The sequence below is a fragment of the Pedococcus sp. P2_E5 genome (genome assembly GCF_056403895.1).
In genome coordinates, this window is the sequence record NZ_JBFUEP010000001.1 from 154,361 (window position 1) to 167,332 (window position 12,972).

A 12,972-nucleotide genomic window follows, 5' to 3' on the forward strand; every position below is an offset into this window, starting at 1 on the left:
GAATCCTGGTCCGCCTCGGACAAATGACGGACAATTTTCTGGGGCAAAACATCACAAAACAAGGCATTGGGCCCGAATTCTGAGACACGAAACCGCAGTAACTGGAAATTGACCCAGCGAGTGTGGCAGGGTACGCCGGAGCTGCAGGGCTGGCGTACTTTTGGCTCCCTGCAGGAGCGGCGTCGGCCCGTGCCTGTCGAGATGGCAGCAGTCTGTGGCCCGGACCCCCCCGACCTCCGGCCACGCCAAGGAGTTCGCCTTGCCCTCCCATCGCATGCCCCACAGTCGAGTCATACCCCTGCCACGCAAGTCCGTCGCTGTCGTCCTCACCGCCGTGATGAGCGTGATCGCGCTCGCCGCGATGGTCGCCAGCCCGGTCGAGGCCGTGAACGGCAAACGAGTCAGCTCGCAGACCAGTGTCACGCTGTGGGGGTCGGCCGTCCCGGCCACTCCCGCCAGCGCGGCCGTCGGTAGCCTCGAGCTGGGCTCCGTGATCGTTCCCCGGGTCGGCGGCAAGATCACCCACGTGCGCTTCTACAAGGCCGCCACGAACACGGGGACGCACGTCGGAAACGTCTACGACGCGGCCGGCAAGCGCCTCGCCAGCGTCACCTTCACCGGTGAGACCGCGTCGGGCTGGCAGCAGGCAGCGCTGCCGAGAGCGCTGACCGTGAGCGCCGGATCGACGTACACCGTTTCGTACACGACGTCGGGGCACTCCGCCGCCGACGCAGGCTACTTCGCCCCCGGTCCCTACCAGACGCCGTACCTCAAGGCGCTTCGTGGGGTGTACAAGTCGGGAAGCGGCTTCCCGACCCTGACGAGCAACAACACGAACTACTACGCGGACGTGCGCTTCAACGCCGTTCGCAAGGCCAGCACGGCGCCGACGAGCACGACATCGACGTCCTCGACCACGACCCCGTCGTCGACGACGTCCAGCTCGACGACGGCGACCTCGACGACGAGCACTGCGCCGTCGACGACCACCACGACGACGTCGTCCTCCACGACGCCGACCGCCCCGGCAACGGCTTCAGTGCCGGTCCCCTCCGGGCCTACGCCCATCCTGGACTACTACAAGAAGTGGTCCAAGGGACCGCAGTTCAGCGCCTCGCAGTTCCCCATCGGCGTGTGGATGCAGGACCCCACGAGGCAGGCTGACACCACGTCGCAGTGGAAGGCGCTCGGGGTCAACACGTACGTGGGTGTCTGGTCGTGGCCGACCGACGCCGGCGCCTACCCGGGACACGCGCAGGACGTCCTCAACGCGTTCGGGGCCGCCGGTGCGCAGGCCCTCGCCAACTGGGACACGGGAGCTCCCGCCATGGAGGCCAAGCCCAACGGCAGCACGGTGCGCGGGCACATCCTCGCGGACGAGCCCGACATGAACGGCACGACCCCCGCGCAGCTCGCGAGCAAGGCGTCCGCCGCCCGTGCGGGCGACCCGAACCGGCCCACGTACGTCAACTTCTCCAAGGGCATCGTCAACGGCTGGAACAACGGCGTGGCCGTGACTGCCGCGGACAAGCGGGCCTACTGCGCGTCGGCTGACATCGCCTCCGTGGACTACTACGGATTCACCGACCCGTGGGAAGGACGCCCTGGAGCCGTCGGCTACGCGGAGGGCATGGATGCCCTCAAGGCGGCGTGTGGGAACGACAAGCCCCTGTGGGGATTCGTTGAGACCACCCGTCCCTTCGACTCCACGCGGATCACCCCCGCTCAGTACGAGGTCGCCGTCTGGACCCTGCTCGCGTCCGGCGCAGATGGCATCGAGCTGTTCATCCACGACTTCGGCGGGGGTGGCGGCTGGGAGGATGCACTGCTTCGCGACTCGGCTGCAGCCGCGGTGAAGGCGCGCGTCGACGTCGTCTCGGACCAGATCGCGGCCGTCGCGCCGTTGCTGAACCAGGCCGACGCCACCGCGTCGTCGACGAACGGCAACGTGCGGGTGCTGGGCAAGACGTCCGGTGCCGTCATCGTGAACATGGCGACGACGTCGCAGACGGCAACTCTGACCACCCCGTGTGGGACGACGTCGGTCACGCTGGCCAGCTACGAGCACCGAACCATCTCCTGCTGAACCGGTGACTGGGGGTGGGACGGCCGTCCCACCCCCGTCTCCGCCGCGGTCACTGACATCCCCGCTGGGCGCCGCTACGGCTTCCGGCGGGGATGTCAGTGCGTTGCAGGTGCTCGGTCCGACTCCCAGGTGGCGCGTCGCACCAGACGCGCACCCAGACGGCCGAGGAGCGTGAGCGCGACGTACACGACCGCGTCCACGAAGGCAGCCGGACTGCTCTGCGCCGTGCCGAACAGCTGCCGCAGGGTGGTGGAGGTCGACGAGGTCGCGGCTGCGGAAGCGCGAGCGCCCAGTTCGGACTGTCCCCGGTACGTCCGGCGCAGGACCCTCAGCAGGTCCGTGACGCGCTGGGGCGTGACGACCGAGACCGGGGGGCATTCGAGGACGACGAACTCCGAGGACGAGAACAGCTGGGCGACGAAGAGGTCGTCGGCCGTGACGTCGGGGAACTCACCGAACCGTGCGCGGCCCCGTTCGCTCAGTCCGTAGACCCCCGCACCCCACAAGGAGGTGGTGAGCAGCGGCACGCGTTCGCGGGCACGGTAGTAGGCCCGCACGACGGGGCCGGCCCCGCGGGTGTCGTAGCTCAGCGGCGGTCGGGCTGCGAGGTACTCGCCGGAGCGCAGTGTCCGCAGGAGCAGAGCCAATGCCTCTGCCGGGAGCACGATGTCGGCGTCCAGGTAGACCCGGGGCAGGGCACTCGTGGCCCGGTCCGCCGCCCGTAGCGCCTCCACCTTCGAAGCCACGGGCACCTCGAGGACCGTGGCCCAGCCGAAACGCCGCGCCTCTTCGGGAGTCCCGTCCGTGCAACCGTTGCAGGCCACGGTCACCTCGACGTGCCCGGCCAGGGCCACGGGTTCGATGGCCGCGAGTGCGCGCCCGACCAGTGACACCTCGTTGTGCGCGGGGATCACCACCGACCCCAGCGCCCTGGCGCTCATCGGGGCGCCGTGGCGGCACCGGGAAGGGTGCCCCTGCGCCGCTTCGAGGTCAGGACTGCCAGGGCGCGCCGGTCGCCCGCGCGCGCGGCCCGCAGCAGGTGCTGGACGACCACGACGACCGCGAAGACGGCCGTCGCCGGGCGCCCGTGCCACTTGCGGTAGTAGCGCACCCGGTTCACTGCCAGGAGGGCGGCAAGGTCGGGGGAGCTTCCGGAACCTCCACCGCGATGGACCACCTCGGCCCCGGCAACGAACCGCACGGCATACCCCGCCTCGCGAAGGCGCCGACAGTAGTCGGTCTCCTCGGAGTAGAGGAAGAAGCGCTGCGCGTCCCATTCGCCCACGGCATCGCCGGCCGCCTCGCTGACCATGACCGCGGCCCCGGTGGCCCAGTCGACCGATCGGTCTGCGAGGTAGGCCTGGGAGCCGCGCTCGATCTCGGACAGCCACGCGGGGCGTCCCGGGAGGTGGTCGCCGAGCAGCGCCTCGCCCAGGGCGCGCAGCACGCTCGGCTCGTGTCGCAGCGACCACTCGCGGCGCCCATCGAAACCGCGGATGACCGGGACCGCGGCCCCGTAGCGCAGGGCCGCCTCGGTCAGGGCCTCCAACGAGCCGGCCGTCACCACCACGTCCGGGTTGAGCACCAACACACATCGACCTCGGGGCGCCTCGCGAGCGGCCAGGTTGACACCACCTGAGTAGCCGAGGTTGGCGGCCGAGCGGATCAGACCGACTCCCGGATGGGCGGCGACGATCGGGCCCACGTCGCAGGTACTCGCGTTGTCCACCACCGTCACTGCCACGGACAGGTCACCCGCGGCGGTGTCGAGGCTCTGCAGCAGCCGGGCCAGGTCATCCGGGTTGTTGTAGGACACGATGAGCACCGAGCAGTCGACCACCGTGGGGTCACTGCTGGTGGCGCTCGAGCGGCGGAGCATCAGAATCGCTCCAGGGCGTACGTGTCCGGCTGGTTCACCGGGCTTGGGCCCCCCAGGTCCTGTTGCGCCCGAGCGTAGTCGGCCGGGATCCCGATGTCGACGAAGTAGCCGTCGGTCAGGTGCGCAGCCGGGCGAAGGGTCGCCACGGAGCGCACGAGGACGTCGTTCTCGAGCGAGAAGGGCCCAGGGATCTCCAGCAGCGGGTGGCAGGCCGCGCCGAGCAGGCTGACGCCGCCGTAGATGTGGCCGGGCCCCGGACGCCCCTTCTCCTGGAATCCCGACACCCTGCCGGCCACCAGGTCCAACGCCCCGTAACGGCTGGTGTCCTCCACGTGCCGAACCACCATCGTGACGGCAGCTCCGACGTGGGCGTGGGTCTGGGCCAGCCCGGTGAAGGAGAGTCCGAGCAGGGTGTCGCCGTTGAGGACGAGGACCTGGTCGGCGTCGGCCATCCGCCAGCCATCCCGCACGGCGCCGCCGGTGCCGAGGGGCTCGACCTCCACCGAGTACGCCAGAGGCATGCCGCGGTACTCGTCGCCGAAGTGCTCGACGATCGCCTCGTGGCGGTAGCCGACCGCCAGGACCGCCAGCGGGACCCCTGCCGTCACGAGCTCGTCGAGGACCAGTGCCAGGAACGGCCGGCCGCCGACGGGGGCCATGGGCTTGGGCATGTCCTCCACGACCGGGCGCAGGCGGGTACCCAGCCCACCCGCGAGGACGACCGCCGGCGGCAGGCGAACGGGTGTCGGCCCCCCGGTGGTCGCTGCCTGCGTCACGGCAGCCGCCAGCTCTCGCTGCCGGCCTTGGTGAAGCGACACGTCATGACCTCGCCGGAGGTCTGTTGCAGGCCGCGGATGACGTCCATACGACGCACTGGATCCACGAGCATCATCATGAAGCCTCCACCGCCGGCCCCCGAGATCTTGCCGGCGCGCATCCCTGCGGACTCCGCGAGGAGGTAGGCCTCCTCGATGGCAGGGTTCGTGATGCTGCGAGCCATGCGCTTCTTGGCATCCCACCCGATCTGCATCGACTCCACGAGCCCGTCGAAGTCGCCCTTGAGCAGGCTCTCCTTCATCGCCAGGGCCTCCGTCTTCAGCGCGTGCATCGCTGCCACCGCTCTCAGGTCCCCGCGCCGGACGTTGGAGACCTGTTCGTCGATGATCGCGGCGGACTCCCGCGAGACACCTCCGAAGTACAGGAGGAGGGAGGCCTCGAGCTCGCTGAGGATCCACCCCTTGACGCGAAGCGGGTTGATGATGACCCGCTCGCCCGGCAGGAACTCCATGAAGTTGAACCCGCCGAAGGTCGCGGCGTACTGGTCCTGGCGCCCGCCCGCCAGCCCGCAGTCGACCCGCTCGATCTCGTAGGCCAGCCGCGCGATGTCGTACTCCCCGAGCGGCAGGCTCAACAGCTCTGTGTAGGCCTTGACCATCGACACGACCAGCGTCGACGACGACCCCAGACCGGATCCGGGCGGGGCGTCGCTGTACGTCGTGAGGGTGTGCGGGATGGGCTGGCCGCTGTTGAACTCCTTGACGACGCGGTTGTAGACCCCGCGGTGCAGGGCCATGGGGCCGTCGGCCGAGAACTCGTCCGCGCCCATGCTGACCCGCTCCTGACGGTCGGCCGCGACGAAGGTCACGGTGCCGTCCTCGGCCGGATCGATGGAGGAGTAGGCGTACTTGTCGATCGTGGCGTTGAGCACCAGTCCACCGTGCAGGTCGCAGTACGGCGACACGTCGGTGCCACCACCAGCGAGACCGAGCCGCAGCGGTGCGCGGGCCCTGACCCTCATGGCAGCCCCTCCTCCGGGTGTGCGGCCGTGGCGGGCAAGGACGTGGCGAGCACGGCCGTGGCGGGCAAGGACGCGGCGAGCACGGCCGTGGCGAACGAGGCGAGGTCGTCGAAGCCGGCGACCGCACCGGTGGCGTCCGCCGGTGGTGGACCCCCGATCCACACGCCGGGCAGTCCCAGGCCGGCCGCGAGCCCCATGTCGCTGACCGAGTCGCCGACCACGACGGCGCGGCGAAGGTCGATGCCCGGGTCGGTCGCTGCGGCCTGCTCCACCAGGCCCGGTCCCGGCTTGCGGCAACGGCAGCCGTCCTCGAGCGTGTGGGGGCAGACGACCACGGCGTCGATCCGTCCGCCCGCCGCCGTCACCTGGCGGCGCAGCTCGTCGTGCACGACCGCCACGTCTGTCGCGGTCATCAGGCCGAGGCCGATCCCGCGCTGGTTGGTCACCACGACCACTCGTCCCGCGACCCCCGACAGCGCCGCCACGGCCTCGGGGACGCCGGGGAGGAGCTCGAACTGGTCAGCCGAGCGGACGTAGTCGCCTTCGACCCGACGGTTGAGCACCCCGTCACGGTCCAGGAAGACCGTCCAGGTGCGGTCCATCCGGAACGGCAGCAGCCGGCTGTCCGTCTCCACCTCGGTGGGCATGGCGCCGCTCAGACCTCGACCTGGGTCATGGAGGCCTCGACGTGGGTCGTGGACGACTCGACCTGAGGCTTGTAGGAGGAGAACAAGGTCTCCTCCACGAACTCCGACATCGCGTGGCCGATGGTGATGTGGGCTTCCTGGATGTGGGCCGTCGTCTCGGAGGGCACGTTGATGAGGTAGCTGCAGTACTCCTTGAGCTTGCCACCGGTCCTGCCGGTCATGCCGACGACGACCATTCCGAGCTCGCGAGCGACCTGGGCCGCCTGGAGGATGTTCGGCGAGTTGCCCGACGTGGTGAGCCCGAAGAGCACGTCGCCCTCCCGCCCGGACCCGCGCAGCATCCGGGAGTAGATGTCCGCGTACGAGTAGTCGTTGGCGACGGCCGTCAGGTAGGACGTGTTGACGTGCAGCGCCTCCGCGTAGAGCGGGGGGCGGTCGAAGAGGAAGCGCCCGGAGAACTCCGCAGCCAGGTGCTGGGCATCGGCGGCGCTGCCCCCGTTGCCGCAGAAGAGTGCCTTGCGACCGGCGCCGAGGGTCTCCGCGAGCATCTGGGAGACCTCGGAGATGGTGACGAGGAGCTCCCGGTCGGACAGGATCGCCTCCTTCACCGCGACCGAGTCCCGGATGATCTGTGACAGCTCACGCATGGCTGCTCCTCGAGGTGTGTCGTGTGCGGTGAAGGGCATCCCCGGGCCCGAACGGATCGGCGAACGACTCGGTGGCTGGCGCGTCCGGTGGATCAGCGAAGGGGTCGCGGTACCGGCCGACGCGTTGGCGGCAGAGCAGCACCAGGACTCGAGGGCCCTCGAGGAGGTAGCGGCGCCACAGCCGTCGGGGTTCGGTGCCGAGTCGGTAGAGCCACTCGAACCCCGCCCGGCTGACCCACGCGGGGGCCCGACGCACCCGTCCGGCTTCGAAGTCGAGCGTCGCCCCGACGGGCAGGAAGCGGGTCACCTCGGGCAGCCGTGCCCGGTGGGCGGCGATCCAGAGCTCCTGGCGTGGCGCGCCCAGTGCCACGGCGAGCACCGTGGCGCCCGACCGGTTGATGCGGTCGACGACCTCGGTGCTGGCCAAGTCGTCGCGCTCGAAGCCCTGGGCCGGGGAGAACGAGTCGACCACGACAGCGCGGCCGGCGCGGTCGTTGATCCGGCGGGCGGCCTCGGCAGCGACTCCCGGCGCGGCACCGAGGAGGAAGACACGCACGTCGTCGTCCGCGCGGTGGTGCCGGCAGAAGGCGCCGAGGAAGTCGCTGCCCGAGATCCGTTCGGGGACAGGGCTCCCCAGCAGCCGCGAGGCGAGCACCACGATCTGTCCGTCGGCCAGCTGGTACTGCGCAGTCGCGCACGCGTCGCGGAAGTCCCGGTGGTCCTGGAGCTTGCGCAGGGTGTCGAGGTTGTGGAACACCACGAAACCGCTGTCGAACTCCGTGAGCAGCTCGGTGAAGGTCAGGGCGGACAGCCGAGCGTTCAACAGCTCCACGGTCTTCACGCGTCCGGCCCTCCTGCCCCCATGACTTATGACGCTAGGTGACCTCAGGGCGGTTGTCCTACGGCTGATGTCGTAGAGCGTGGTCAGCCAAAAGCACCCTGTGCGAGTGCCATGCCGGCGCCTACGATCGGCCTACCCAGGAGGACTGCGTCCGCGAGGACGTCGCCCTCCTGCGGTGCCAAGCAGGCAGGAGCAGGGCATGCAGGGAGACAATGACAGTGGAGGACCTGACCGAAGAGTCGTCCTCAGGGGTGTTGCGGCAGCGGCGGGCGCGGTGTGGCTCGTGCCTGTCGTGACCGTGGTCTCGATGGACTCGGCCTCGGCCGCGTCCGGGGCGCCGCCGGGCTCGGGCTCGGGCGAGAGCTCCTCCGGAGGCTCACTCTCGTCAGGCTCGGCCGCAGGACGTGGCAACGGGCAGTCCGCTTCGTCCCTGGCCTTCACCGGCAGCGACACCGCCGGTGTCGCCGGGATCGGGCTGGCCACGGCGGCAGCCGGGGCCGCGGCGATCACCGTCGCTGCGCGAGTGCGGCGGGCCCACGCGGCCGAGGACACCCAGGACACCCCTCGCGAACCGGGACGTCACCGCAGCGAGGGTGACACGAGGTAGAGCCAGCGGGGCCCGCGCCACCCTCGGGGGACGATGGTGGCGCGCCGGCCCCGCGCCACGTGCGACGTGTGCCGGGCGGTGACCACCCGGCACACGTCGCCGTGCGTGGGAGGGGCGGTCGGTGGCGGCGGTTAGAGTGGTGGACACCCCACTCGCGGTGACCCCCGCACGTCGTTTGCTGTGGGGCTTTCGTGCTGTCCACGCAGCCGCCGTGCCCGGACCCAGCTGTCTCCAGGAGCCCCTTCATGACCCTCGCCCCGCTGCTCGACCTCCTCGGTGCCGATGCCGCCGTCGGTCGGGCCCTCGCGGTCGCCCGTGCGGGCGAACCGGCTGCCGACCTCGCCGTCACGGCCGGCGCCAGGCCGGCCCTCATCGCCGCGCTGGCGCGTGACAGCGGTCGGCCGATCCTGGCGGTGACGGCGACGACGCGCGAGGCCGAGGACCTCGTCGCGGCTCTCGGCTGCTTCCTCGACCGCGACCGCGTGGCCGAGTTCCCGGCCTGGGAGACCCTCCCCCACGAGCGGCTCAGTCCGCGCAGCGACACCGTGGGCAAGCGGCTCGCCGTGCTGCGCCGGCTCAAGCACCCGGACCCCTCCGATCCGACCTACGGCCCGCTCGACGTCGTCGTGGCCCCCGTGCGGGCCGTCCTGCAACCGGTGTCCCAGGGCCTCGGTGACCTCGCCCCGGTGGCCCTCAGGGCCGGCGACGACGCGCCCCTGGAGGAGGTCGTCGAGCACCTCGCGGCCGCGGCCTACACCCGCACCGACCTCGTGGAGCGGCGCGGCGAGTTCGCGGTGCGGGGCGGCATCCTCGACGTCTTCCCGCCGACCGAGGACCACCCGGTGCGGGTCGAGTTCTGGGGCGACACGGTCGAGGAGATCCGCTGGTTCAAGGTCGCCGACCAGCGCAGCCTCGAGGTCGCCGAGCACGGACTGTGGGCGCCGCCCTGCCGCGAGGTGCTGCTCACCGACTCGGTGCGCGCTCGCGCGGCCGCGCTGATGGACCAGCTGCCCGGCGCGGTCGACCTGCTGGCCAAGCTCGCCGAGGGCATCGCCGTCGAGGGCATGGAGTCGCTGGCGCCGGCCCTCGTGGACGGCATGGAGAGCGTCCTCGACACCCTGCGTGAAGGCACCGCCGTGGTCCTGTGCGACCCCGAACGCGTGCGCACGCGGGCCCACGACCTCGTCGCCACGAGCCAGGAGTTCCTCGAGGCCGGCTGGGCCAACGCCGCCGTCGGCAACACCGTGCCGATCGACCTCCAGGGGATCCTCGGCACCGCGTCGTTCTGGAGCCTGGCCGACCTCCGTGCCCACGCCCAGGGCTCCGGTATGCCGTGGTGGGACCTCGGCCCGTTCGTCGCCGACGAGGAGCTCGCCGAGGGCGACTCCGTGGTCGTCAACACCGGCCTGGAGGAGGCTCCGCGGTATCGCGGCAGCACTCCGGAGGCCGTCGCCGACCTCCAGCGCTGGGTCACCGACGGCTGGCGGGTCGTGGTCGTCACCGAGGGGCCCGGCCTGGCCCGCCGCGTCGCCGAGGTGCTGGCCGACGAGTCGGTCGCCGCCCGTCTCGACGCCGACCTCAGCGACCTCGGCGACGGTGTCGTGCACCTGACCACCGGCAGCGTCGGCAGCGGGTTCCTTTCTCCTGCAAGCAAGTTCGCCCTCATCACCGAGACCGACCTCACGGGCACGCCCGGGCAGGGCGGGTCCACGAAGGACATGCGCAAGATGCCCTCGAGGCGGCGCAACCAGGTCGACCCGCTCCAGCTCAAGCCCGGCGACTACGTCGTCCACGAGCAGCACGGTGTCGGGAAGTTCGTCGAGATGGTGCAGCGCACCGTCGGCGCCGCGACCCGTGAGTACCTCCTCATCGAGTACGCCCCCGGCAAGCGCGGACAACCGGGAGACCGGCTCTTCGTGCCCACCGACCAGCTCGACCAGGTGACCCGCTACGTCGGTGGCGAGATGCCGACGCTCAACAAGATGGGCGGGAGCGACTGGGCCAAGACCAAGGGCAGGGCGCGCAAGTACGTCAAGCAGATCGCGGCCGAGCTGATCCAGCTCTACTCGGCCCGGATGGCCACGAAGGGCCATGCCTTCGCGCCGGACACCCCCTGGCAGCGTGAGCTCGAGGACGCCTTCTCCTATGTCGAGACCCCTGACCAGCTCAGCTCGATCGACGAGGTCAAGTCCGACATGGAGCGCACCGTGCCCATGGACCGGCTCATCTGCGGCGACGTGGGCTACGGCAAGACCGAGATCGCCGTGCGCGCCGCGTTCAAGGCGATCCAGGACGGCAAGCAGGTGGCGGTGCTGGTGCCGACCACCCTGCTCGTCCAGCAGCACCTGCAGACCTTCACCGAGCGCTACCAGCAGTTCCCGGTCGTGGTGCGGCCGCTGTCCCGCTTCCAGAGCGACAAGGAGGCCCGCGAGACCATCGCCGGCCTCGCGGACGGCAGTGTCGACCTGGTCATCGGCACGCACCGGCTGCTCGGCGGCACGATCCGATACAAGGACCTCGGGCTGGTGGTCATCGACGAGGAGCAGCGCTTCGGCGTCGAGCACAAGGAACAGCTCAAGACCCTGCGGACCGCCGTCGACGTGCTCGCCATGTCGGCCACCCCGATCCCGCGCACCCTCGAGATGGCCGTGACCGGCATACGTGAGATGTCAACGCTCGCAACGCCTCCCGAGGAGCGGCACCCGGTCCTGACCTATGTCGGCGCCTACGACGAGAAGCAGATCGTGGCCGCGATCCGGCGCGAGCTGCTGCGTGAGGGGCAGGTCTTCCTCGTCCACAACAAGGTGTCGACCATCGAGCGCGCCGCAAGTCGGGTCCGCGAGCTCGTCCCCGAGGCCAGGGTGGCCACCGCCCACGGCAAGATGGGCGAGCACAAGCTGGAGCAGGTCGTCCTCGACTTCTGGGACAAGAAGTTCGACGTGCTGGTCTGCACGACGATCGTCGAGACCGGCCTCGACATCTCCAACGCCAACACACTGATCGTCGAGCGCTCCGATGTGCTGGGGCTCTCCCAGCTGCACCAGCTCCGCGGCCGGGTCGGCCGAGGCCGCGAGAGGGCCTACTGCTACTTCCTCTACCCGCCCGAGAAGCCGATGACCGAGACGGCCCACGACCGGCTGCAGACCATGGCGAGCCACACCGACCTCGGTGCCGGCATCCAGATCGCCATGAAGGACCTCGAGATCCGCGGCGCCGGCAACCTGCTCGGCGGCGAGCAGTCCGGCCACATCGCCGGGGTCGGCTTCGACCTCTACGTCCGCCTCGTGGGCGAAGCGGTGGCGGACTTCCGCGGAGACGGTGAGACGGCACCCGGCGAGATCAAGATCGAGCTCCCTGTCGATGCCCACCTGCCGCACGAGTACGTGCCGGGGGAGCGGCTGCGCCTCGAGGCCTACAAGAAGCTCGCCAGCGTCCTCGACGAGCAGGCGCTGGCCGACATCGAGGCCGAGCTGGTCGACCGCTACGGCCCGCTGCCCGAGCCGGTCCGCAACCTGATGGAGGTCGCTCGGCTGCGCACGGTCGCCCGCCAGGCAGGCGTCGCGGACATCTCGGTGCAGGGCAACTTCGTCCGGTTCGGGCCGGTCGACCTCCCCGAGTCGGCGCAGCTGCGGCTGCAGCGGCTCTACCCGAAGTCGCTCGTCAAGGACGCGCTACATACCATTCTGGTGCCGAAGCCGACGACGGCTCGGGTGGGTGGCCAACCGCTGCGCGACACGGCAGTCTTGCAGTGGGCCAGCGACCTCATCCGGGGCGTGCTGCTGGGCAGCGTCGCCGACGCAGCCCGGGTCGGCACCGGTCAGGGCGCGGTCTCGGCCCGCTGAGTCACCCGTTCCACGAGAGAAGTTGCACGGCGAAAGACGCGGTACCAAGAGAACGCCGTACGCCCCACCACGTTGTACCGAGTGAAGGATGTAGTCCGTGAAGGCATTGAGTGCGCTGCGTGGGTCGATCGTGACGGCAGTCGTGGTGGGGGTGCTGGCTGTGGCCGGCTGTGCCACCGCCGACACCGCGGCGGTCGTCAACGGACACCGGATCAGCGAGCAGGAGGTCCAGGACGCCACCACCCAGATCACCAAGGCCTACCCCGACTCGAGTCTCAACACGGCCAGTGCGCTCTCGAGCCTGGTGATGGCCTCGTTCATCAACCAGGTCGCCGAGGAGTCCGGCAAGGGCCTGTCCGACTCGGCGGCCAGGGCCGCCATCGCGAACATCGAGGACCCGGTGCCGGCCACCCTCGAGCTCGTGAAGTCCAGCCTGTCCTCCCAGCAGCTCACCAGCGTCGAGCAGGGCAAGGTCGTCGAGCTCGCCTCCAAGGCGAAGGTGACGCTCAACCCGCGCTACGGCACCTTCGACTCCAAGGAGGTCAGCTTCGGCGTGAGCCAGCCCAACTGGATCAAGGCCGAGCCGGCTCAGCCGGCCGCACCTGCCACCACCCCCGCGGGCTGA

Annotated in this window: 11 protein-coding genes; 4 read left to right on the forward strand and 7 right to left on the reverse strand. The window is 70.4% G+C overall.

The genetic code is table 11. The annotated features are described in order from the left end of the window. Positions 1 to 274: 274 nt before the first annotated feature. Complete coding sequence (locus AC1DVZ_RS00695; protein ID WP_477616258.1) at positions 275 to 2,086, forward strand: DUF4082 domain-containing protein; 1,812 nt, start codon at positions 275 to 277, stop codon at positions 2,084 to 2,086. A 95-nt stretch (positions 2,087 to 2,181) separates the two neighbouring features. Here AC1DVZ_RS00695 and AC1DVZ_RS00700 read toward each other — a convergent pair whose 3' ends face one another. Genes AC1DVZ_RS00700 through AC1DVZ_RS00730 form a run of 7 tightly spaced genes read right to left on the reverse strand, consistent with a single transcriptional unit; the run spans position 2,182 to position 7,898 of the window. Beyond that, positions 2,182 to 3,027, reverse strand: a complete 846-nt coding sequence (locus AC1DVZ_RS00700) for a glycosyltransferase family 2 protein (RefSeq protein WP_477616259.1) — start codon at positions 3,025 to 3,027, stop codon at positions 2,182 to 2,184. Next, positions 3,024 to 3,965, reverse strand: a complete 942-nt coding sequence (locus tag AC1DVZ_RS00705) for a glycosyltransferase family 2 protein (RefSeq protein ID WP_477616260.1) — start codon at positions 3,963 to 3,965, stop codon at positions 3,024 to 3,026. The genes AC1DVZ_RS00700 and AC1DVZ_RS00705 overlap by 4 nt, the downstream gene beginning before the upstream one ends. Continuing rightward, positions 3,965 to 4,741, reverse strand: coding sequence for a nucleotidyltransferase family protein (locus AC1DVZ_RS00710; protein ID WP_477616261.1), 777 nt, complete (start codon positions 4,739 to 4,741; stop codon positions 3,965 to 3,967). The genes AC1DVZ_RS00705 and AC1DVZ_RS00710 overlap by 1 nt, the downstream gene beginning before the upstream one ends. Next, the gene (locus AC1DVZ_RS00715; protein ID WP_477616262.1) at positions 4,738 to 5,763 is read right to left on the reverse strand and encodes a GHMP family kinase ATP-binding protein; all 1,026 of its coding nucleotides are present in this window, start codon (positions 5,761 to 5,763) and stop codon (positions 4,738 to 4,740) included. Before AC1DVZ_RS00715 ends, AC1DVZ_RS00710 begins: the two co-directional genes overlap by 4 nt. After that, on the reverse strand, positions 5,760 to 6,410 hold the full coding sequence (locus AC1DVZ_RS00720; protein WP_477616263.1) for a D-glycero-alpha-D-manno-heptose-1,7-bisphosphate 7-phosphatase: 651 nt from the start codon (positions 6,408 to 6,410) through the stop codon (positions 5,760 to 5,762). The genes AC1DVZ_RS00715 and AC1DVZ_RS00720 overlap by 4 nt, the downstream gene beginning before the upstream one ends. 8 nt (positions 6,411 to 6,418) lie before the next feature. After that, the gene (locus tag AC1DVZ_RS00725) at positions 6,419 to 7,057 is read right to left on the reverse strand and encodes a D-sedoheptulose-7-phosphate isomerase (RefSeq protein WP_477616264.1); all 639 of its coding nucleotides are present in this window, start codon (positions 7,055 to 7,057) and stop codon (positions 6,419 to 6,421) included. Continuing rightward, positions 7,050 to 7,898, reverse strand: a complete 849-nt coding sequence (locus AC1DVZ_RS00730) for a WecB/TagA/CpsF family glycosyltransferase (RefSeq protein WP_477616265.1) — start codon at positions 7,896 to 7,898, stop codon at positions 7,050 to 7,052. Before AC1DVZ_RS00730 ends, AC1DVZ_RS00725 begins: the two co-directional genes overlap by 8 nt. A 199-nt stretch (positions 7,899 to 8,097) precedes the next feature. On the opposite strand from AC1DVZ_RS00730, the gene AC1DVZ_RS00735 reads away from it, so the two are divergent. The 3 genes from AC1DVZ_RS00735 (at position 8,098) to AC1DVZ_RS00745 (ending at position 12,972) form a co-directional block, all read left to right on the forward strand. Beyond that, positions 8,098 to 8,505: a hypothetical protein gene (locus tag AC1DVZ_RS00735; protein WP_477616266.1), complete on the forward strand. Its 408-nt coding sequence runs from the start codon at positions 8,098 to 8,100 to the stop codon at positions 8,503 to 8,505. A gap of 245 nt (positions 8,506 to 8,750) precedes the next feature. Then, positions 8,751 to 12,347 carry a transcription-repair coupling factor gene (gene mfd / locus AC1DVZ_RS00740; protein ID WP_477616267.1) on the forward strand — a complete coding sequence of 1,199 codons (3,597 nt, stop codon included), beginning with the start codon at positions 8,751 to 8,753 and terminating at the stop codon, positions 12,345 to 12,347. A gap of 97 nt (positions 12,348 to 12,444) precedes the next feature. Further along, positions 12,445 to 12,972: a SurA N-terminal domain-containing protein gene (locus AC1DVZ_RS00745; protein ID WP_477616268.1), complete on the forward strand. Its 528-nt coding sequence runs from the start codon at positions 12,445 to 12,447 to the stop codon at positions 12,970 to 12,972.